The organism is Gemmatimonadota bacterium (assembly GCA_026702745.1).
GTDB lineage: Bacteria > JAAXHH01 > JAAXHH01 > JAAXHH01 > JAAXHH01 > JAAXHH01.
The window spans coordinates 14,115-34,857 of record JAPPBT010000034.1 but is presented as its reverse complement, the minus strand read 5'-3'; the positions used below and the strand labels follow the sequence as shown (position 1 = coordinate 34,857).

The 20,743-nt window shown below is 63.6% G+C and carries 19 protein-coding genes; 9 read left to right on the top strand and 10 right to left on the bottom strand.

The window, feature by feature from the left end:
* Positions 1–6: 6 nt before the first annotated feature.
* Entirely contained in the window at positions 7–744 is a 738-nt protein-coding gene (locus OXH56_06100; GenBank protein MCY3554879.1) for an ROK family protein, read from the bottom strand.
* Positions 741–1,373 carry a cold shock domain-containing protein gene (locus OXH56_06095; protein ID MCY3554878.1) on the bottom strand — a complete coding sequence of 211 codons (633 nt, stop codon included), beginning with the start codon at positions 1,371–1,373 and terminating at the stop codon, positions 741–743. The genes OXH56_06100 and OXH56_06095 overlap by 4 nt, the downstream gene beginning before the upstream one ends.
* A 437-nt stretch (positions 1,374–1,810) precedes the next feature.
* Here OXH56_06095 and OXH56_06090 point away from each other — a divergent pair, with 437 nt between their 5' ends.
* From OXH56_06090 to OXH56_06050, 9 genes are all read left to right on the top strand, one after another.
* Positions 1,811–2,344 (top strand): hypothetical protein, encoded by a 534-nt coding sequence (locus tag OXH56_06090; protein MCY3554877.1) that lies wholly within the window; start codon positions 1,811–1,813, stop codon positions 2,342–2,344.
* A gap of 56 nt (positions 2,345–2,400) precedes the next feature.
* Complete coding sequence (locus OXH56_06085; GenBank protein ID MCY3554876.1) at positions 2,401–3,759, top strand: aspartate aminotransferase family protein; 1,359 nt, start codon at positions 2,401–2,403, stop codon at positions 3,757–3,759.
* Between the two features lie 105 nt (positions 3,760–3,864).
* Entirely contained in the window at positions 3,865–5,085 is a 1,221-nt protein-coding gene (locus tag OXH56_06080; GenBank protein MCY3554875.1) for a histidinol-phosphate transaminase, read from the top strand.
* 28 nt (positions 5,086–5,113) lie between these two features.
* The gene (nudC, locus tag OXH56_06075; GenBank protein ID MCY3554874.1) at positions 5,114–6,106 is read left to right on the top strand and encodes an NAD(+) diphosphatase; all 993 of its coding nucleotides are present in this window, start codon (positions 5,114–5,116) and stop codon (positions 6,104–6,106) included.
* A gap of 92 nt (positions 6,107–6,198) precedes the next feature.
* On the top strand, positions 6,199–7,728 hold the full coding sequence (locus OXH56_06070) for a glycoside hydrolase family 32 protein (protein MCY3554873.1): 1,530 nt from the start codon (positions 6,199–6,201) through the stop codon (positions 7,726–7,728).
* A 126-nt stretch (positions 7,729–7,854) separates the two neighbouring features.
* On the top strand, positions 7,855–8,907 hold the full coding sequence (locus tag OXH56_06065) for a zinc-binding alcohol dehydrogenase (GenBank protein MCY3554872.1): 1,053 nt from the start codon (positions 7,855–7,857) through the stop codon (positions 8,905–8,907).
* A gap of 127 nt (positions 8,908–9,034) precedes the next feature.
* A complete protein-coding gene (locus OXH56_06060; GenBank protein MCY3554871.1) occupies positions 9,035–10,102 on the top strand; it encodes an ankyrin repeat domain-containing protein in 1,068 nt (355 codons plus the stop codon).
* Entirely contained in the window at positions 10,099–10,599 is a 501-nt protein-coding gene (locus tag OXH56_06055; protein MCY3554870.1) for a GNAT family N-acetyltransferase, read from the top strand. Before OXH56_06060 ends, OXH56_06055 begins: the two co-directional genes overlap by 4 nt.
* Positions 10,596–11,474, top strand: a complete 879-nt coding sequence (locus OXH56_06050) for a glutaminyl-peptide cyclotransferase (GenBank protein MCY3554869.1) — start codon at positions 10,596–10,598, stop codon at positions 11,472–11,474. Before OXH56_06055 ends, OXH56_06050 begins: the two co-directional genes overlap by 4 nt.
* A 65-nt stretch (positions 11,475–11,539) precedes the next feature.
* Here OXH56_06050 and OXH56_06045 read toward each other — a convergent pair whose 3' ends face one another.
* The 8 genes from OXH56_06045 to OXH56_06010 form a co-directional block, all read right to left on the bottom strand.
* Positions 11,540–12,478, bottom strand: a complete 939-nt coding sequence (locus OXH56_06045; protein MCY3554868.1) for a PorV/PorQ family protein — start codon at positions 12,476–12,478, stop codon at positions 11,540–11,542.
* A gap of 448 nt (positions 12,479–12,926) precedes the next feature.
* Entirely contained in the window at positions 12,927–14,282 is a 1,356-nt protein-coding gene (locus OXH56_06040) for a hypothetical protein (protein MCY3554867.1), read from the bottom strand.
* 195 nt (positions 14,283–14,477) lie between these two features.
* Entirely contained in the window at positions 14,478–15,575 is a 1,098-nt protein-coding gene (locus OXH56_06035; protein MCY3554866.1) for a Gfo/Idh/MocA family oxidoreductase, read from the bottom strand.
* Between the two features lie 152 nt (positions 15,576–15,727).
* Positions 15,728–17,173 carry a hypothetical protein gene (locus OXH56_06030; GenBank protein MCY3554865.1) on the bottom strand — a complete coding sequence of 482 codons (1,446 nt, stop codon included), beginning with the start codon at positions 17,171–17,173 and terminating at the stop codon, positions 15,728–15,730.
* Between the two features lie 22 nt (positions 17,174–17,195).
* Positions 17,196–18,017 (bottom strand): MOSC N-terminal beta barrel domain-containing protein, encoded by an 822-nt coding sequence (locus OXH56_06025; GenBank protein ID MCY3554864.1) that lies wholly within the window; start codon positions 18,015–18,017, stop codon positions 17,196–17,198.
* Positions 18,018–18,115: 98 nt separating this feature from the next.
* Positions 18,116–18,835, bottom strand: a complete 720-nt coding sequence (locus tag OXH56_06020) for an SDR family NAD(P)-dependent oxidoreductase (protein MCY3554863.1) — start codon at positions 18,833–18,835, stop codon at positions 18,116–18,118.
* Positions 18,826–19,866, bottom strand: a complete 1,041-nt coding sequence (locus OXH56_06015) for a hypothetical protein (protein ID MCY3554862.1) — start codon at positions 19,864–19,866, stop codon at positions 18,826–18,828. Before OXH56_06015 ends, OXH56_06020 begins: the two co-directional genes overlap by 10 nt.
* The gene (locus tag OXH56_06010; GenBank protein ID MCY3554861.1) at positions 19,823–20,668 is read right to left on the bottom strand and encodes a hypothetical protein; all 846 of its coding nucleotides are present in this window, start codon (positions 20,666–20,668) and stop codon (positions 19,823–19,825) included. The genes OXH56_06015 and OXH56_06010 overlap by 44 nt, the downstream gene beginning before the upstream one ends.
* Positions 20,669–20,743: the final 75 nt, after the last annotated feature.

Genomic DNA, 20,743 nt, shown 5'->3' with positions numbered 1-20,743 from the left:
CGCGGCTTACGCGGCGGTCTGCGCGGCCAGGGCCGCCCCGATGATCCCGGCCTGGTTCCTCATCCGGGCGGGCACGACCTCGGTATCCACGGTGAAGCACGACGAGAACTTCTCGTACTTGTTGCTGGCGCCGCCGCCCACGATGATCAGGTCCGGGCGGATCAACTCGTCCAGCCTGCGCAGGTACTCGTTCACCCGTCCGCCCCATTCCTCCCAGCTCAGGCCCTTCGCCTTCCGAACGCTTTCGGCGGCGTATTTCTCCGCGACGCGGCCTTTCATCTCGATGTGTCCGAATTCCGTGCTGGGCACGAGCGTGCCGTCGACGAAAAGGGAGGTGCCGATGCCGGTTCCCAGGGTCGCGATGACCACCACGCCGTCCCGGCCCCGGCCCGCGCCAAACCGCATTTCCGCCATGCCCGCGGCATCTGCGTCGTTCACGAAAACAACCGGCCGGTCCGTGGCCTTGGCCATGCGTTCGACGGCGTTGACGCCGATCCAGGACGCGTCGATGTTTGCGGCGGTCCGCACCATACCGTGCTTGATGACCGCGGGAAAGCCGATTCCCACGGGACCCTGCAGGTCGAAGTGCCGGACGATCTCCGCCGCGGTCTCGATGACTTTCTTTGGCGTGGCCGGCCTGGGGGTGCCGATCCTGAAGCGTTCCGTTTCGAGTCTTCCGGATTCCAGGCAGACCGGCGCGCCTTTGATGCCCGTTCCGCCGATGTCGATCCCCAGAAGACTCATGCGGGTTCACCTTCCGTCGGTTCTTCTTCGGCCCGGACGGCATCGCGTTCGCGCGGGGACGAGATCCGCCAGTAGTAGCCGTCCGGGTCCAGCATGCGGAAGTCCGTGGCGCCCCAGGGCTGTTCCTTCAGCGGTTCGTGTATGGCCACCCCGGCCTGTTGCATCTTCGCATGGAACTGGCCGATATCCGAGATCTCCAGGACCAGTTCGACCCCCACGCCGCGGGCGAGCGACTCGACGGGCTGTTCGCCTGGTTCCGGATACCAGAGCAGTTCGTCGGTCTTCAGTCCGAGGACCAGTTCGTTCCGCTGGAGCAGGATGTAACCGGGATCGTTCGACAGTTCCTTGAAGCCGAAGGTCTCCGTGTAGAATGCCGCGGACACCTGCAGGTCCTTCACGGCCAGGTTGACCTGGAGCCTCACGGACTCACTCTGGACCTGGACCTGGTCGGCCCGGGGACCGCGGGAGGTGAACTGGACGCTATACGTCACCCGGTCTCCGACCTGCAGCAGTGAAAACTGCCCTTCCGTGATGTTGGATCGATGGAAAAACAGGTCCTCGTTCTCCGGCGTGTTGATGAACCCGTAACCCCTGGTGTGGTTCAGCCTGGTGATCGTACCCTGCGGCATGACTGTCCAGTCCCGGTTCCGGAGAACCGCCTTTGAAGAAGACCCGGTTTATCGAAAAGAGGAGGTGGAATCTGGCGAGACCATGCGGGCCATTCCCACCCGAGGCAGGTATGGCAAAGGAGATAATTACCCGTACTTCGCCTGCCTGAAACAACATGCCGGCCAACCCCGGAAACGGAGTCGCCGGCGAAGTTCCATGTTAGGTTTGCTTAACCGGTCAAGTCAAGGGTTTTCTTCTTCCCTCGCGCAGGTACATTGCAGGTACACAGCAGGTACATAGAGGTTGACAACCGGCGGGGGTTCGCCTAGACTATCCGGAGTGTCCGGACGATGAAAAACACCCGTAACAACAGGGTCTTCCCGCTGACCAGGGCTTGTTACCAGGGCCCATAACCGGGACCCATAACCGGGACCCATAATCGGGCCCCTTAGTTAACATGCGCCTGTTACCTCTTAAATCGATATTGCTGGGTGCGCTGATCTGGTGCGGATGCGACCAGAACCTGCGTCCCCTGCCCGAAGATGGCGGGCAGGCGTCCGGCAGGTCCTTCGTGGAAGCGCAGCGGCCGATCGACGGCAGCCGGGTGGCCGGCCGAAGCTTCGAGGAAGGCCAGCCCACCGCACCCCCGGCAGGCGGCCCCAGCGTTTCGGGAACCATCGACATTGCGCCGGAACTCTTCGCGCGGCTCAGGGGGTCGGAGACCATGTTCGTCATGGCGAGACGGGGCGAGGGCGGCCCGCCCATGGCCGTCAAGCGCTTCAGGAGCCTGCGGTTCCCCATGCCGTACACGCTGACCGGCGCGGACCAGGCCGTCCAGGGCCCGCCGTTCAACGGAGAAGTCACCATCGTCGCGCGCATCGACCTGGACGGAAACGCCGGTGTCCCGCAGGCCGGCGACATGGAAGGGTTCAACCCGCGGGTGGTCGTTGGAGACTCCGGGGCGGACGTCGTCATCGACCGGCTGTATTAGTCTAGTCGGCGGCCACATGCACGCCCCCGTTCTGCCCGCGCTCATGAGATTACCCGATGAATACCGAACAGCTCACCGCGCCTGAAACCCTCCGGCGGCTCGTCCTCGACCTGCGCCAGATGGAGACCTTCATCGAGGAACCCCTCGTCGTCCGGAAGGCGGACGGGGTCTGGTACGAAGACGTAAACGGGCGGCGGATCCTGGACGGCCTGTCGGGCATCTTCACCGTGAACGCCGGCCACGGCAACCGGAGGATCATCGAGGCGATCAAGGCCCAGTTGGACACGATGGCCTTCGCGCCTCCCCTCCACGCCACCAGCCCCCCGGCCATCGAGCTGGTCCAGCGGCTGGCGGAAGTCACGCCGGAAGACCTGAACACCATCAAGCTCCTGTCCGGCGGTTCGGAAGCCACCGAGGCGGCCATGAAGCTGGCGCGGCAATACCACCGGCAGACCGGCAACCCGGGCAAGTTCAAGGTGATCTCGCGGTTTCACGGGTACCACGGCGCGACCATGGGCGCCCTGTCGGCGACGGGCACGCGCCGGCGCAAGACCATGTTCGAACCCACGCTGCACGGATTCCTGCACGTCCACCCGCCGACCTGCTACCGGTGTCCCTATGAAAAGACCTTCCCGGACTGCGAGATCTTCTGCGCCCGGACGGTGGAGGACCTCATCGAGCTGGAAGGCGCCGAGACCATCGCCGCGTTCATCCTGGAACCCGTGGGGAACACCGGGGGGATCATCATGCCGCCTCCGGGATATCTGCCCGAGCTGCGGGATATCTGCGACCGGCACGGAATCCTCCTGATATACGACGAGATCATCACCGGCTTCGGCCGCACCGGCAACATGTTCGCGGCCCAGACCTTCGAGGCGTCGCCCGACATCCTCTGCATGGGCAAGGGCATGTCCAGCGGATACGTGCCCCTGGCGGGGATCGCCTTCCGGGATTCCATCGCAGCCGCCTTTCTTGGTCGCGAAGAGGACGAGGTGGAGTTTTCCCACGGCCACACCTACGGCGGCAACCCGCTGGCCGCGGCCGCCGGCCTGGCGAACCTGGCGGAGATCCGTGAAAGGGACCTGTGCGCCCGGGCGCGGGAGACGGGCGCTTATGTCCGGCAGCGGCTGGAGGAACTGCGGGCATTCGGCATCGTGGGCGATATCCGGGGCTGCGGCCTGCTGGCCGGCATTGAATTCGTGGAAGATCCCGAAACCCGCGCGTCCTTCGATCCATCGGTGAAGTTTGGCGTGCAGGCCGGCCAGGCGGCGCTCGGAAAAGGACTGCTGACGCGCTTCGATCCCAACTGGATCGCCCTGGCGCCCCCGCTCGTCATCACCCGGGAAGAGACGGACCTCATGCTGGACATATTGGCGGACAGCATCCGGGAAACGGTAAAGAAGACAAGGGCTTGAGTTCGTCGAAGCGTGATAAGTCGAGCTGTAAGGGGAATTACCTGGCGAACTGCTTATAGACCACGTGACACAATAGACCACGTGACAAAAGGAGCTTATGACCTCATGAAACCAGATTCCAACCTGTCGCGCCGGGGATTCATCGGGGGAACGCTGCTGGGAGGCCTGGGCGCCCTGGCGGCCGATCCCCTGGTGATGGCGCAGGCGCTGGTATCGGGCAAGAAACCGGAAGATATTCAGGGTCATGGTGTCGCACCGGGTTACGTGAACCTGTCGTCCAATGAAAACCCCCTGGGGCCGTCTCCGCGGGCCGTCGAGGCGGTCGCCGCGCGCATTTTCGACGTGAACCGTTACCACTGGAGTTTCCTGCCGGACCCGGTGGAAGGCCTGATCAACGCCCTCGAACGGAAGCACGGGTTGCCGGTCACCGAGACGACGTGGGACAACTGGGAAGAGGTTACGGAGAACCGCCGGGTCATCCTGAGCGCGGGTTCCAGCATGATCCTTCACTCGGTCGGTCTGGCAACGGCCCGGGACAAGGCCGAACTGGTCCAGGCCCAGCCCGCCTACTACGACACCGCTGCCGTCTGGGGACGGCTCAGGGAGGAAGAAGGTGTCGACGTCAAGGTCAATTACGTCCGACTGACCCGGGACCTGCGGCACAATCTGAACGCCATGTTTGAGAAGATCAACGACCACACGACGGTCGTTGTCGTGACGAATCCCAATAATCCTACCAGCACGTTGGTGGAACATGACGCGCTATTGGATTTCGTGCGGTCCGTACCTTCGCGCGTTACGGTGTTCATCGACGAAGCGTATATCGACTACACCTCCGATCCGGGTTACCGCGACGCGGTGTACCTGGCTCGGGAACAGGACAACGTGATCGTCTCCCGGACGTTCTCCAAGATTCACGGCATGGCGGGCATGCGCGTCGGGTACGCCGTGCTCTCGCCCCGGCTGAGACGAAAACTTTCGCTCTACAACCTGGGCGGCCCGCCGAGCAACCTGGGCGTATACGGCGCGCTCGCCGCGCTGGACGACCACGCCCACTACGAGCGGAGCCGGAGGACGGTGGAGGAAGGCAAGGCCTATCTGGGCGAGGCCTTTAACCGGCTGGGTATCGCGTATACGCCCAGCGATTCCTGCTTCGTCCTGTTCAGGCTCGGGGACAAGGCCGAATCCGTGTTCAACGCGCTCCAGGAGCGCAACGTCTGGATCGGCGACGCCATGTGGTGGGGGCTGAAGGGGTATTTGCGCGTGACCGTCGGTACGCCGGACGAGAACGAGGCCTTCATCAACACGCTGGAAGCGGTGTTGTAGCGCGGCATTCGGGCGAGACACGGGTCCCATGGACAATCCGGTGCTGAAATTCGCGGACGTCCCGTTGGATCGGGCGGAGGGAAGGCGCGGCGATCCGGAGTGGCTCGCCGGACAGCTGGCCCGGGACGACACCCGATTCATACCCGTCTGGCGTGACCTGAACCTGATCGATGACGGGCATGGGACGTCCCTGCCGTCCGCTGTCATCTGTGGGGGCCCGGCCGGTGCGGCCGGTCCGACCGATCCGGCCAATGCGGACGTGCTGGCGGCCAGTTGCGAAACCGTTTTCCTGGGTATGGAAGGAGACCGCGCCTTTTTCGCGGTGGACCTCTCGGATTCCGATGAAGAAGAAGCGGTCGCGACGGCCGGAGACCGGGGGAAGTTCCAGGACCTCTGGCGCGCCGGTCCGTCGATCGACGCGCGCGGGGCCGCGCTCATGGCGTATGCGCGGGGGATGCTGTACTGGCACCGCGAGAACCGGTACTGCGGCCGGTGCGGCCATGCGACCGTAAGCCAGGAGGGGGGCCGCCGGCGCCGGTGCACGAACGCGGATTGCCGCAGGAACGCCTTTCCACGCATCGACCCCGCGGTGATCACGCTGGTGGAATACCGGCCGGAAGACGGACGTCCGCCCATGTGTCTCCTGGGCAACCACCACCGGCCGCCGCCGAACGTTTTTTCCACCCTATCCGGCTTCACGGAACCGGGGGAGAGCCTGGAGGAAACCGTGGCCCGGGAGGTGTTCGAAGAGGTCGGCGTTCACGTGAGCGCGGCGAACTACCAGGCCTCCCAGCCCTGGCCCTTCCCCTCGTCGCTGATGCTGGGTTTCCGCGCGCGGGCGGTGTCCACCGCCATCGTGGTGAACCCGGAGGAACTCGTGGAGGCCCGGTGGTTTACCGCCGAAGAGGTCCGGGGTTTCGGCGAATGGGGCGACGAATCGGTCGAATGCGCCCTGCCGCGCCGAGATTCCATCGCCCGGTTCCTGGTCGATTCCTGGGTTTCGGAGGTATCCGGTCCTTAACGAAGTTGAACGTAGTCCGGCCGACGGCCGCCCGATCCGAGACAGGCAGCCGGGACCGCCGGGTGCGATCGAATCTACGAATGGAGCGCATCATGAAAGACTACACCTCTCTGGTCCCCCACTACACCTTTCCCACAGATTCGCTCGAGGCGCAGGAGGCCGCGCTGGCGGACAACCCGCTGCTGCAGCGTCTGAACGCGTCCCGCAGGAGCTACGATGGGGATCCCCATCGTCCCGCGTACCATTACGTGAACCCGGAGGCCATGCTCAACGACCCCAACGGCCTGTGCTTCTGGCAGGGACTATGGCATCTGTTCTACCAGGCTTACCCGCCCGAGGATACGCGGCAGCACTGGGGACACGCCATATCCGACGATCTCGTCCACTGGCGCGACCTGCCCTACTGCATCTATCCGAACCCGGAGCGCTGCTGCTACTCGGGCGCCACGCTTGTGGAGGAAAGCCGGGTGATCGCCATGTACCACGGCACGGTCGCGGGCAACATGGTCGCCGTATCCAGCGATCCCCTGCTCCTCAACTGGGAGAAGGTCACCGGAGCGCCCGTCATCCCCATGCCGCCGAAGGATGGTCCGTCCGTGCCCTACAACGTGTTCGATCCGTGCATCTGGAAGAAGGACGGGGTCTACTATTCGCTCTCCGCGGGCACCAAGCCGACAGGACCGGCCGGCAAGAAGAGGCGTGCGAACTACCTGTTCCGCTCCGAGGACCTGGCCCGCTGGACCTACCTCCATCCCTTCGTCGAGGACGACGACTACACCCTGGTGGGGGACGACGGCGCGTGCCCGTACTTCTGGCCCATCGGCAACCGCCACATCCTGCTCTTCTTCAGCCACATGAGCGGTCCCCAGTACCTGATCGGCGACTATGACACGGATCGGGACAAGTTCGTGGTCACTTACGGCGCCAAGTTCAATTTCGGCGCGTACAAGCCGTCCGGGCTCCACGCGCCTTCGGCCACACCGGACGGCGAGGGTGGTCTTGTCGCGATCTTCAACATGAACCACGGCAAGCCGACGGAGGGGTGGAACCAGATCATGTCCCTGCCCCGGCGCCTGACCGTCGACGGCGACGACCTGTACCAGGAACCGGTCGAGGCCCTCGAATCGCTGCGGGAAGCCCCGATCCGGTTCGACGGCTTCAACCTTCCGGCCAACCGGGAGGTCGTCCTGCCCGCGCCGGAGGGCGGCAACACCATGGAGTTCGAGGTGGAGATCGACACGGGTTCGTCACCCATGGTGGAAATGAACGTGCTGCGGTCTCCGGACCGGGAGGAATTCACGCGCATCGCCTTCTACCGGGGCCGCGGGTTCCATGGCACGAGCCTGCTTTCCGTCGATACCTCCTTCGCGTCCACCGCGCCCGACGTCCAGTCCCGGGCGCCCGAGACCGCGCCGCTGGCGCCGGAAGAGGACGAAACGCTCAAACTGCGGGTGTTCGTGGACCGGAGCGTCGTGGAGGTCTTCGCCAACGGCCGCCAGTGCGTCGCGCTGCGGGTCTATCCCGAACGGTCGGACAGCACGGGCGTGTCCTTTCGCTCCCAGGGCGTCGACAGCCGGGTCCGGTCGCTCCGGGCCTACAAGATGAAATCGATATGGGTCTGAACCGCCCGTAGCCCAGGTGGACGGCCCGGCATCAACGTGAGTAGCGGCACCGGAGGACGGCCCGGCATCAATCCGGCAGGCGTAGGAGGACGGCCCGGCATCAGTCCGACAGGCATGGAGGTAAGCATGGCCACCGTGGATGGCATCGAGCTCAAGCAACTCGTCTGCAACAACGCCTTCGAACCCCGTTGGGAACCCTATACGCTGGACGATCTCGCTCCCGATGAAGTCCGCGTCCGCAGCGAACTCACCGCGGCGAAACACGGGACGGAGAAAGGCGAGATCACGGGAGAATCCATCTACTGCAGCGTGCCCATGGACCCGGACGGCCGGGTCTTCGACCGGTCGCGTACCCGCCCATACGACCCGACAGCGTGGAAACCCGTGGGCAATACAACCGTGGGTACGGTCATGGCCGCCGGCGGGGAAGTCGAAGGCCTGAGGGAGGGTGACCGGGTATACGGCTACGGCGGTTTCAGGCCGGTCCACCAGGGCCGTCATTTCAAACCGCTGCTTCCCGGATTCACCGAGGAGGCCGCCTGTTGCATGGACCCCGCCGATTTCGCCCTGGCGGCCGTGCGGGACGGACAGGTGCGAATCGGCGAGCGGGTCATTGTCTTCGGCATGGGCGCCATCGGGCTCTTCACCGTCCAGCTGGCCCGGCTTTCCGGTGCGGTCGACGTGGTGGCGGTGGACCCGATCGACCGCCGGCGCGAACTGGCCCTGCGGCACGGCGCGACCCGGGCGGTCGATCCGAAGAAGGTCGGCGATTTCGGCATGGCTTCCCGCGAATGGCTCGAACACGGCGCGGACGTCGCCATCGAGGCCAGCGGGAGCTACCACGCGCTCAACCAGGCGATCCGGGCCACACGATACGCGGGGCGGGTGGTGCCCCTGGCCTTCTACCTGGGAGACGCGAAGGGACTTTACCTGGGCGAGGAGTTTCACTTCAACCAGATCGACATCGTCTCGGCGCGGGCCTGCAGCCGCCCGCAGCGGAACCTGTTTTGGGAAGAGGACCGTATCTTCGAAATCCTGGTCCGCCTCTTCCGGGAGGGCACGCTCCATCCGCACGGTCTGCCCGATCCCGTCGTGACGCCGGAAGAATTGCCGGAAGCGTACGGAAAGATGCGGCACGCGCCGGATGAGGTGATCAAGGTGGCGGCAAGATGGCCGTAAGCCGGCCGTAAGGTCGCCGTGCGGTGGCCGTAAGGTGGTCGCAGGGTTGCCTTACGGTGGCGGTAGGGTGTCTGTAGAGTGGCCGTAAGATGACCGTAGGGTATCGAGAAAACGGAGGGCGAGATATATGGCCCTGGAAAAGCAACTGACGAGCGCGGCGTGGTCCGGCGACCTGGACGCCGCGAAAGCCCTGCTGAAGGAGGACCCGGAGGCCGCCCGGCACTGGCAGCCCATCATGACGGCCGCCTTCACGGGGAGTACGGAGATCGTCAGGCTGCTGGTCGAACACGGCGCCGATCCCAACGTGATCAGCCGCAACAACCATCGTCACCGGCCGCTGCATCGCGTGCTGGAACACAAGAAGACGATTCCCAAAGGACCGCACCACGTAGAAACCGTGCGCGCCCTCCTCGAACTCGGCGCGCGCGTCGAACTGCGGGGCGGCCACGGCCGCATGACGGCGCCCTGTCTCGCCGCCGTGGGCGGGGAGATCCAGTTCCTGCCGGTGCTCCGAGAATACATCGAGGACTGGGATATATTCACCAGTGTGGCCCTGGGCGAAGCGGACAGTATCCGGGCGCTCCTGGACGGGGACGAAGGCCTGGTCGACGCGGTGGACGAGAACCGGTGGCGGCCCCTGAACTACGCCGCGGCTTCCCGCGCGGGTCAGGACGACGCGGCGGTCGCCGCCCGCCTGGAGGCGATCGTCGTGCTGCTCCTGGAGAGGGGCGCCGAGGTCAACCGGCCTCCCCCGCCGCTGACCTCCGCCATCGGCAACCCGGCCATGATGCAGGCGATGCTGGACGCCGGCGCCAAGCCCGATCCCGGCCTGGTCAACGCCCTGTGGAGCGTGGATTACGATTCGGTCGAAATGCTGCTGGCGGCGGGGGCGGACATCCGGCATCCCGCGGTGGACGACACCCTGAGCGAACTGGTGCAGTACGGAAGCTACAACATGGCCCGTTTCCTGGTAGACCGCGGCGCCAACGTGAACGCCGTCGACGATCACCGCGGGCGTACCGCGCTGCACTGGGCCGCTGTCCGCGGCGCCGGGAAGGCATTCGTCAACTACCTGCTCGACCAGGGGTCCGATCCGTCGATCCGGGACCTGGACGGCGCCACGGCGCTGGACATCGCCCGCGAGAAGAAAAGGAAGGCCATCGAGACCATGCTCGTGGAAAGAGGCCGCGGATGATCCGGATACGCCGAGCCGGCGAAGACGATTTCGAAGCCATCTGGTCCATCTTCCACCCGGTCGTCCGGTCGGCCGACACCTATCCCTATCCGCCCGATACGGACAGGGACCAGGCCCGCGCGCTGTGGATGGCGCCGCCGAACCGGGCCTACGTCGCGCTGGACGGGCGCAAGGTGGTGGGTACCTACTATATCCGTCCCAACCAGCCGGGACAGGGCGCCCACGTGGCGAACGCGGGGTTCATGGTCGATCCGGACATCCAGGGCCGCGGCGTGGGGCGGGCCATGGGCACTCACGCCCTCGAAGAGGCGCGCCGCGCAGGATACCTGTCCATGCAGTTCAACATGGTCGTCGGCACGAACCACAGGGCGGTCGCGCTCTGGCGGGACCTGGGGTTCTCGATCATCGGCACCGTCCCGGGCGCGTTCGACCATCCGGAGCACGGCCTCGTGGATGCACACATCATGTACCGGAAGTTGCAGGAACCTGACCCATGAAACGGAACCTGATCGCCATCCTGGTTTGCCTCGCGGCCCTGACCGGCCTCGCGGTCCTGACCGGCCTCGCCGCCTGTACCGAGCCCACGAATTCGAGCACCAGCCCCGCTGATGCGCAGGCAGGGAACGACTCCACGGCGGTCGCGTCGAAGTCCTATACCTACGAGGTGGTCCGGTCCTTCCCCCACGATACGGGTGCCTTTACCCAAGGCCTGGCGATCCAGGGCGAAACGCTGTACGAGAGCACCGGGAACTACGGCCAGTCCTCCCTGCGCCAAGTGGCGCTGCAGACCGGAGAAGTGGAACGGGTCCGCCGGATTGCCGCGACGATCTTCGGGGAAGGACTCGCCCTCTACGACGACAAGATCATCCAGCTCACCTGGAAATCCGGTATCGGGTTCATCTACGACCGGGAGGACTTCGAGCTGCTGCGGAGCGTGTCCTATCCCGGCGAGGGATGGGGCATCACCTACGACGGCGCGCGGTTCATCATGTCCGACGGGTCTTCCAACCTGTACTTCCGCGACAAGGTGACCTTCGCGGAGACCGGCCGGGTGGTCGTGCGGGACGGGGACGGTCCGGTGCGCAACCTGAACGAACTGGAGTACGTGAAGGGCGAGGTCTACGCCAATGTCTGGCAGGAGGACCGCATCGCCCGCATCGATCCCGAAACGGGTCGGGTCACGGGGTGGATCGACCTGGAGGGACTGCTCGAATCGGGCGGTCAGCATGGACTCGGCGAGGGGGGCGGTACGGTGGATGTGCTCAATGGCATCGCCTACGATGCCGCGGGGGACCGACTGTTCGTCACCGGGAAGTGGTGGCCCCGGCTCTTCGAGATCCGGCTGGTCGAAAAACAGGACCCCTCCGGGTAACCGTTTACCCGGCTAGTCCTGCCCTGTTCGACCATACCGGCTATTGGATCTCTGCCTTTCTTATCTTAAAACCTGGCCGAAATGGTGAACTTGGTGATGTCCTGGAGCGTCGAACTCGTGGTGTAGCTGAAGTCGATGCGGTACATCTTCCACTGCAGTCCGCCGCCGAACGTGGGCGTTTTCACATCGCCGTCCGCGTCGTGCACGTACCCCGTCCGCAGCGCGATCAGGTCCTGGTACCAGTATTCCAACCCGACGTTCAGGATGTTTCCGCTGTTCTCCAGCAGCATGCGGTTGAGGTCGACAGCAAGCATCAGGCTGTTCGACTCGTCTTCGAGCGCCTTGAGCGCGGCGCCCACCTTGAGGTTCCGGGACAGCGGATCTCCCTGGTTCGAATCCGTGTACTTGATTTCCGTCCCCAGGTTCTGAAGGACGCCGGCCAGGGTGAACCGGGGCATGACGCGGGCGGTCACGCCGACGTCCAGGGCGAAGCTCGAGCCCACCCCGTCGTCCTCGTCGGAAAGAGCGCTCCGGATGATCTTCAGATTGGATCCGACCCCCAGGCGGTCGTTGATCAGGGCGCCGTAAGAGAGGGACACCGCCATGTCCGAACTCTTGAACGTCCCCTGGCTGTCCCCGGTCGCGCTCACCCGCTGTTGTTCACCCAGCGAGAGATAAGGCACACTGACGCCGAAGGTCCCGATGCCTTCGACCGGGTGCACGTAGGAGAAGTGCAGGTAGTAGAGATCGTCCGCCAGGTAGGGCAGCCATTTGAAATAGGTCCCCGACACACCGCTGTACTCCAGAAATCCAAGTCCGCCGGGATTCCACGCGGGGACCTGGGCGCCCCGGGCGTGGGCGACGCCGGTTTCGCCCATGGCCGTGGACCGCGCGTCGGGAGCGATCTGCAGGAACAGGCCGCCACCCTGACCGACACCGGCCCGGGACGGCCCGGCCGGGATCGCCAGCAGCGTTGCAATGAGCAGGTAGCTTAGCTTTCTCACGTTTTCTCCTCCAACCCAATCTCCCCTTTTTATCCCGTCAGGACAACTAAATTTCTACCGGTCGCGTCGGTCGCGGATAGCTTGCGATAATCGAATGGGATCGTACCCGGCCTTTGTCGGCTTCATGCGCATCATGCGTCCCATTTCCGGATCGGATGTCCCATTTCCGGACCGGACGTAAGATAAATGCGGAGTATGACGAATCCATGACGGTGAAATGAAAATTCGGTGGTAGGCGGTATAGCGCGGGTGTGTGGAAGGTTGGGCTGGATGCGATTCAGACCGGTAGGTCAGCGGATTAACCTCTATTACTTTGCTCTCTCACAACTGGTGTGTGGTGCGAACCGGAAGAAATCACCAGGGTCTCAAGAAACGGGAAACTCCGGTGGTACATTTTCGACAAACTGTACTTAGCTGCGTGAAAGCCCTGTATAATTCAGCATTAGTTTTAAGGACTAAAGGGCACGTATTCAGCTTTGTAGGTTATACTGTCCTGCTCGACTTCCTCAAAAAGAAGAGAATGCCGGTACCGCTTCTGAGGCATGTCACTTACAGGCTTGTCGACTCGAAGGCCGGTCCATACTATTCTCCGGTCCAGTTGCGCCTGGTCGCGGATTTGTCCGGATTCATCTATGCTGAGAATGAGTGTGGTAGACTTATAGCTATGGGAAAGGACGATATAGTCATCCGTCATCAGCATTAAATCATAACTGGTGAGATTATCAACATTTAGCGACCAAAGTATATCACCGGTATCCGTATCAGCCATGATTAACTGGTCATGTTGAGTTTCGAACCTGCTTCTACGCCACCGTTTAAACAAAAGATACCTGCTATTGGGACTAAAACCTATGGCGTTGCCAACTATGGCATCAACTCCCGCAATCTGTCTCATCTCATTCCAAAGTGGACGACCTTCCCTGTCGAACATCACAGAATGCTGATAACTTGTCAATGGACCGTCAAAGCAATAATCACTGACAGAAACCAAGAACCTTGTCCCGTCTTTGGATGTCGTAAGTTTCCAAAATTGGCATGGCTCTCTTGACTTTTCTGGCACCAACCACTTGATAGGTGTGGTCAGCACATGCTCTCCCGTAGCCAATTTCACAATGGTCAGAACCGCGTTTCTATCGGCTGTGTTGATGTATGCAACCTCATTCGAGCCTAGTTCCGTAATCACCACTGCTTCAACGTCATGTGTCCATAAGGTTTTGCCGGATTGAGTTTCGTACACTTTCACGGGAGAAGGACTGGGACCTTCAAACCAGTAGACCCCCGAAATCAGATAATCTTCCGAACTGGAAAACCGGGGAACTGGATCCGGAAATCTCATGAAAAGAGGAGTTCCCCACTCAGAGTCTAAGACAATCAAGAGATTGTTGCTGATACTTTCAGTTGCCCAGCTTAGTTTGTTGGAAAACATGAGGAACCGGCCATCCAGTGACGTCGTCAGCAAGCTCCCAAAGAGTCCAACCTGATGAATTTGATATTCTGAATAGGTCGTTTTAGATAAAGGGGTAAACTCCCATAACGTCGTACCCTTATGGTCCAGGGCACGTAATGTCTGATTGTCCGACGATATCAAAACAAGGCCTTTTTCCGATAGTACCGGCGGCGTGTTTTTTGAATAAGCCGACCGTTCAACGCGGTATTGTTTGTCCTGTTCCGCACCGGCTATCACTTCCTTCAACTGGGAGATAGTCCGGGGATCGAGATCATATTGAGCGCGACCGGCGGAAATGCCCCCTTCGCACAGTAGCAACACGGCGGCGCCAATCGCCCATCCTGATATATACTTCACGAAGACCCTACCTTGGTTGACGTGTGATTTGGTTTATACGGTAGGTGTGTAAGTACTTTATACTCATTGGTCAACAACTATACTATATTTTGAATGATTCTATATCTGAATGATACGAACGAAACCTCAGCGTGTTCCCTCTTTTAAAGCGTAATTGATTTTGGTGACGATTACGAGTTAACGTCGTAGGGAATCTCATCCCGGCACGTCCACCCACTTACGGGACGCGGCCGCCTCGAGGATGGCCTCCGCCACGACCTGGGCGCGCATGCCGTGGTAGAAGGAAGGCACGCAGTCCCGTCCCTCGCGGATGGCGCTGACGAACTCCCAGGCCTGGTCGAAGCGAAAGGTCTGAAGTGGGTCGCCCTCTCTCGGGTCGCGGGGCGAACCGGGCAGGGTGAGGAAGCGCTTCGGTACGCTGCGCCGCCGGTATTTCTCCCGCCGCGGTCCGGCCTGGATGGCAAAGGGAGTGTGAAGCCGGTAGGCGGCGGAGCCATTGCTCCCGTTCAACTCGCAGAGGTCGTGGTCGCCGGCGGGCCCGTGGCCCTTGGTCAGTTTACCCATTTCGAACACGCCCGTGGCCCCCGATTCGAACTCGGCGATCCACGCGATCCAGTCTTCCACGTCCTGCGCCTCGCAGGGCCGTCCGTCCTCCGTGCGGTCCCGGGGAACGACCTGCTTGAGCGACGCGCATACCGACCTGATCGGGCCGAGCAGGTCCTCGGCGAAGTCGATACGGTGGATACCCATGTCGCCGAGTTCTCCCGTCGCCGCCATGCGCCGGTACTGGCGCCATCCCACGGAACGCTCTCCCCAGTCCTGGAGACGCTGGAAGCGGGCGTGGCGTATCTCACCGAGCTCGCCTTCATCGACCAGGTGTTTCAGGTAGCGCATGCCCGGCACGAACCGGTAGGTAAAGGCGGTCATGTGGCGGACGCCGGCGTTCCGGGCGGACTCGTGCATGTCAACGGTCTCCGCGACGGTCATGCCGATGGGTTTTTCACACAGCACGTGGCAACCCGCCCGGACGGCTTTGAGCACGATATCGCGGTGGTACACGTTCGGCACGGCGACGGCCACGGCGTCCGGCCTGACGGCGGCCAGGAACCGGTCCACGTCCGTGAATCCGGCCGTGACGCCCCACAGTGCCTGCCTGCGGGCCAGCAGGTCTTCGTCCACTTCGCACAGACCGGCGATTTCCACGCCCGGGATACGGGAAAACCCCGGATAATGCACGAATTCGCAAACCGTACCGAGTCCAATGAGCCCGATGCGTATGTTGCCTGTCGACATGTCTTAAGCTCCTGTCTGATCTACGACCTGTTCCTGGTCCGAATGCTTGCGCCTGGTTCGGCTCTTCCTGGTCCGGCTCTTCCTGGTCCGGCTCTTCCTGGTCCGGCTCTACCTCGTCCGGCACTCCGGCTCCCTTAACGTCGGACTTCCGGCTACTTCAGGCCCCAGGCTACAAGCTGAAGCTCGATGGCGGCGGTCACCGCTTCGAGCCCGCCCGGGCCGATGGCCGCCGCCTCTTCCTGGTAGAGTCCCTTGCCGTAGTCGTCCGCGGGCAGCAGGTAACCGCCCGTCCCCCGGTTGCACAGGACGACAACGACGATGGCGGTCGCCGGGAAGCGCGCCCTGAGTTCACGTTGCAGCACGCTGTAGGGTTCGCCGCTCACCATCACGAGGGCGCCTTCGCCGATGCGCCAGAGCGTGACGCCGTAGGGGGCGGACTGCCTGTCCGGCGGGATGCTTTCGATGCGCCGCATAGCCCGCCGGACCCGTTCGATGTGCGCGCGGCAGTCGGCGGCTTCGCGGTCCTGCCCATCCTGCCTGGCGGTCTCTTCCCGGGACGTCCATTCGGCGAGTTGCCCGTCGAGCTCCGCCTGCCCGGGCAAGTCCAGCAGGGGCAGGTCCACGGTCATCGCGGCGGTGTCGAAGGTTTCGAGCCCTTGTGCGCGCGCGTCATCCATGGGGCTTTGATGCCAGACCCCTATGGTGGCGCCCGATATCACCGGGCCGTCGTAGTGCATCTCGGTCCTGTCGGGCAGCAGGCCCTGCAGGGCCGACAGTGCGGCGTAGCCCAGTTGGAGGCCGTTCGAGTCCGCCGCCTCTGTTTCGCCCACGAACCCGTACCGCGGGCCGAGATCCCCGCTCGCGCCCAGCAAGAACACGCAGGGCGCGCCGGTCTCCCGCTCCACGACTTCCCGCATGGCGCCGGGGTAGTCGGGGCTGATCAGCGTATTGTCCCAGGCCAGGGTCGTCGGGTGGCAGCTGTAGTTGACCAGGGTGGCGACCAGCCGGCCTTCCCGGTCGCTCGCGCGGGTGACCACGACCGTGTCGTCTGCGGCCCGGTCCGGGTTGGACCCTACGGCGTACAGCCGGTTTTCTTCGTCCCAGTAGTCCCGGTTGCAGGCCAGGTCGCACCGGCCGTATCCGAAGGCCAGGTCGACCGGCTGAACGGCGGTCCTGGCCTCCTCCACGAGGCCGGCAAGCCCCTTGCCGAGATCGTCCAGGTATCCAGGGATCAGCGCGCCGCCCTCGTGCTCCAGGCGGTCCGGATCGTAGTTACCCGCGGCGTGGGTATGGGAAAAAGTGATGACGACCCGTTCGGCCGGCAGGCCGGAACCGGCGGAAACGGTATCCGAAAGACGCTGTAAGTCGCGGGCCTGCAGCCAGCCCAGTTCGAGGGCGACGAGGGCGTGTTCCTCCCCGGCCCCGGGGTCCGCGAACACCAGTGCGGAGGCGGTCAGTTCCCGATGCACGCCCGTGGATGCGTCATGCTTCGCCGCGCCCCAGCTGCGATGATAGATCCCCGCGGGCGGGGTGATGTCGATCCGTGCGAAACCGAGGTTGCACCGGCCGGCCGGCATGGTGATTGTGCGCTGGCTCAAGGGGTCTTCCTTTCCGGAGTTCTCAGGTAGTGTCCCGCATGACCAGGATCTGAAGGGCCATCCCGGCTTCGAGCACACCGGGTGACCGGTGCACGGCATTATGGCCGAAGGACGGTGCCGGCCGGTCGAACTTGCGATAGGTCGCCAGCGTACGCAGCGGTTCCTTGCCCGGCGTCCCGCTCTCCTGCTCGACCAGGGTCGTGGCGCACCGGCCGCAGGGTTTGACCAGGTCGATTTCGAGGTCGCCGGCGCGGACGCGCTTCCACGTGTCCTCCGCGTAGGGCGGGCAGTCGGCCACCACGACATTGGGCCTGAAGCGGTTCATTCGGAGCGGGGTCTCGAGCCGCGCATTCAGATCCGCCAGGGAAGCCTCGGAGATCACCAGCAGCGGAAACCCGTCCGCGAAACCCACCTGGTCGCCGGGTTGCGCTGCGTAGTCAGGGTCCACGGGCCGCACGAAATCAGGCTTGAAATACAGCAATCGGCAAGACTTATCCAGGTACGTGCTGAACCAGTCCGCAGCAACGTCGCCCTGGTCGATCCCGTCGCAGAGGTCTCCCCACACGTCCACGTTCCGGGCAGGACCCTCCTCGATACGCGGTACCTTCAGGTCCTCCATGCCCGGCGCCGAAAGCGCCAGTCCGCCGGAGGAAAGGGCGGGCTGGACGAGCGCCAGGGCAGGCGCTTCACGCTGGGTAAGCATTCCGGGCGGCCCGCCGCCGTCTCCGACGACGATCCACGATCGGTCGTTTCGGATGCCCCGGGCGTCCAGCTCCGCCCGTGTCAGTTCGTGTCCGGCGCAGGACTTGATTGGATAGACGTGGAGGGAGGAAATGTAGGGCATGGATGTTCCTTTCGAGAAAGCTGTCGGCTAAACGATTTGTTCTTTAGCCAAAACACCGGAACCCGGGTGTTCGTTCGTGCGGTTTCGCATGCGGTCGGTCATTCCTTCTCCCGCCGAGACGGACCCTTGCGGGCTACCTGCGTCCGTTGCGGCCGGAGGACGATCTGCGTAATCACCGTCCCCTCCCGCTGGTCCACGGCCTGTGCGACGGCGTCGGCCACACATTCGGGCGTGATGTGGGCTCCGGGATCCTCACCGGGCTCGAAATCCGCGTGGTCGTAGAACGGCGTCCGGGTCATGTCCGGGTACAGGGTCACCACCCGGACGCCGCTCTTGCGCACCTCGCTGAAGAGCGCCTGCCCGAACTGGTGGAGACCGGCCTTCGTCGCGCCGTAGGCGGCCCCGAAGGGACCGGGACTCAACGCCGCGGTCGATGCGATGTTGACGACATACCCCCTGGATGCCTCCAGGTGCCGCAGGGTCGCCCGGGTCAGGACCATGGGCGCGATCAGGTTGGTCCGGACCATGCGTTCTATCCGGTCGGGCGCCATGGCGGCGTGGGGACCGAAGAAACCGACGCCGGCGTTGTTGACCAGGATCTTCAGGCCTCCGGCCGTTCTGAGCAGTTCCTCGGTGCGGTCCAGCAGGCCCTTGGTATCGGTAATGTCGCATTCGATCGCTTTGAACCGGGCGTGGTGGAATGCGGTCTTCCCATGGTCCCGTGCATATCCATATACGTCGCAGCCCATCTCGACCAGGCGCGCGGCGATAGCCAGGCCGATCCCGGAGGAAGCACCGGTGACCAGTGCTACGTCCATGCGAAGATCCGCTCCTCTCCGAAGTGGTCTCCCAGGCGCCGTCGCATGAAGGCGGTCATCTCCTCCCGACGTTCGGCGGGGTAGGTCACGGTCGCGTCCTCCTGCACGAATTCGCCGTACAGAAGCGGCGTATCCTTCCGCTGGCGTCTCATTCGCTGGAAATGGTGCTTCGACAGGCGGAAGGCGCCGACGGTCACGTCGCGAACCTCGGCCGGGTCGATCCGCCGGACGACCTCCTCGACCAGGTCCCCGTAAAGGGTGGACCATGACGGAACGGCCAGGACCGGGTCGAAGCAGAGACGGACCGGCCAGCCGTCGTCTATGGCCGACCGGACGGCCTCCAGCCTCCGGTGGAGCGGCGCCGTCCCGTGTTCGTAACGCGCGGCGACCGGTTCGGGAGACAGTGTCCAGGCCAGGATGACGCGGTCCGTGGGCGGCAGATCCCGGATGGCGTGGTACGCGGCGCTCTTGGTACGGATCTCGATCAGCAGGTCCGGCTCCTCGCGGGCGAATTCGATCCACGCGCGGCAATAAGGTACGACCGATTCGAAAGCGAGCAGGTCGGTGTCGTACGAGATGCACAGGTAAAACGGCTGCGCAGGGTTCGACCTGCCGCGTATGCCCTCGCGCGTCGCGGTAAAATAGTCTACAAGGTTCACGAAAACCACGATATTCGCCGAGGGGTACATGCCTTGGAGATAGCAGTAGTCGCAGTTGTACACGCAGTTGAACATGAGCGTGTTGTAGTGGAAGTCCTCGAGGCTGAAGTCCTGGCTGTTTCCCGATCCGTCGTACAGGAACCGGTCTTTCTTCACGGCCAGGATCAGTTTCATGCTCTCCTTCTGCGCCTGGAACCGCTGCCGCGGCCGGGCGAAGACCGTTTTGTAGTCGTCGATCTCCACCACTCGGGCCCTGGCGAAGCGTTCACGGATGCGCCGCGTGAGCGGGTATTCCATCGCGCCGCGCTCGATGTAGAGGTGGGAGAAGTTACTCCACCGAGAGGATGCCTCGAAGTCGCTCAAATTGCGCATCGCCTTCCTGTCTCGTATTCACCGAGACGTGGGTAAACCGCGTCAGATCGGGCAGGGCCGACCCGGTGTGGAGCTTGTAGGACCGGGCCAGGTCGGACAGCATCCGGTGCCGGCTGGCCGTCAGACGCAGCCGGTCGCGGATGTCTTCTACGAGTTGCAGGTCCGCGTCGGTCAATACGTCCGGCCCCCCATCGTCGATCGACCTGTAGGCCGCGACAGCTGCTTCGAATTCATCCAGGGCGCCCGCGATCAGTTCGCCTACCCGGTTTTTGTCGAGCCGCCGCGTTTCAAGGTGGTCGGAAACGACCTTCACGCACCCGATCCGGTGGGGCGGGAGGAAGGGCGCCGCCGCTTGGTAGAACCCGGCCGCCTCCATGTCGGCCAGGCCCGGTTCCACGGTCCCGGCATCGGCCCGGTCCAGGGGGTGTTCCACGGTGGTGACCACGGATTCCGCCAGGGACGTTCTCGCCAACAGGTCGGGGAAGAAGGAACGGCCCGTGCTCCGCTCCGTGATCTTGTTCGCGAGGAACCGGTCTCCCACCGAAACGGGACCTTCCCCCGCCTTCTGCGTATGGCCGGCGATGCCGAGGTTGAACAGGACCGTGTCTTCATCCTGTTCGACCCGTGTAAGCAGACAGGCAGTTGCGATGGCTGACTTCATACTCCCCGTGCCCGTCACGGTGAGCCATACTTCGTCCCGCCGGAAAACGGGCAGGCCTGAGGAAGCGTCCTGCTTCAGGCGGAACCGTTCGATCACGGGCCGTGCTTCCGCGTGCAGGGCGATGGCGAGGAGGACGGGCATGTGGAGGTTTCCGCGGTGCGAAGGCCCGGTGCTATCTGGGCCGTGTGCTACCTGGTCCCAGATCCTGTCTGGGCC

Coding starts and splice junctions, on each gene's coding strand:
- OXH56_06085 (MCY3554876.1), top strand. CDS start 2,401: ATGAATACCGAACAGCTCACCGCGCCTGAAACCCTCCGGCGGCTCGTC.
- OXH56_06065 (MCY3554872.1), top strand. CDS start 7,855: ATGGCCACCGTGGATGGCATCGAGCTCAAGCAACTCGTCTGCAACAAC.
- OXH56_06070 (MCY3554873.1), top strand. CDS start 6,199: ATGAAAGACTACACCTCTCTGGTCCCCCACTACACCTTTCCCACAGAT.
- OXH56_06015 (MCY3554862.1), bottom strand. CDS start 19,866: ATGCGCAATTTGAGCGACTTCGAGGCATCCTCTCGGTGGAGTAACTTC.
- OXH56_06035 (MCY3554866.1), bottom strand. CDS start 15,575: ATGTCGACAGGCAACATACGCATCGGGCTCATTGGACTCGGTACGGTT.
- OXH56_06020 (MCY3554863.1), bottom strand. CDS start 18,835: ATGGACGTAGCACTGGTCACCGGTGCTTCCTCCGGGATCGGCCTGGCT.
- OXH56_06080 (MCY3554875.1), top strand. CDS start 3,865: ATGAAACCAGATTCCAACCTGTCGCGCCGGGGATTCATCGGGGGAACG.
- OXH56_06010 (MCY3554861.1), bottom strand. CDS start 20,668: ATGCCCGTCCTCCTCGCCATCGCCCTGCACGCGGAAGCACGGCCCGTG.
- OXH56_06025 (MCY3554864.1), bottom strand. CDS start 18,017: ATGCCCTACATTTCCTCCCTCCACGTCTATCCAATCAAGTCCTGCGCC.
- OXH56_06090 (MCY3554877.1), top strand. CDS start 1,811: ATGCGCCTGTTACCTCTTAAATCGATATTGCTGGGTGCGCTGATCTGG.
- OXH56_06100 (MCY3554879.1), bottom strand. CDS start 744: ATGAGTCTTCTGGGGATCGACATCGGCGGAACGGGCATCAAAGGCGCG.
- OXH56_06060 (MCY3554871.1), top strand. CDS start 9,035: ATGGCCCTGGAAAAGCAACTGACGAGCGCGGCGTGGTCCGGCGACCTG.
- OXH56_06055 (MCY3554870.1), top strand. CDS start 10,099: ATGATCCGGATACGCCGAGCCGGCGAAGACGATTTCGAAGCCATCTGG.
- OXH56_06095 (MCY3554878.1), bottom strand. CDS start 1,373: ATGCCGCAGGGTACGATCACCAGGCTGAACCACACCAGGGGTTACGGG.
- OXH56_06050 (MCY3554869.1), top strand. CDS start 10,596: ATGAAACGGAACCTGATCGCCATCCTGGTTTGCCTCGCGGCCCTGACC.
- nudC (MCY3554874.1), top strand. CDS start 5,114: ATGGACAATCCGGTGCTGAAATTCGCGGACGTCCCGTTGGATCGGGCG.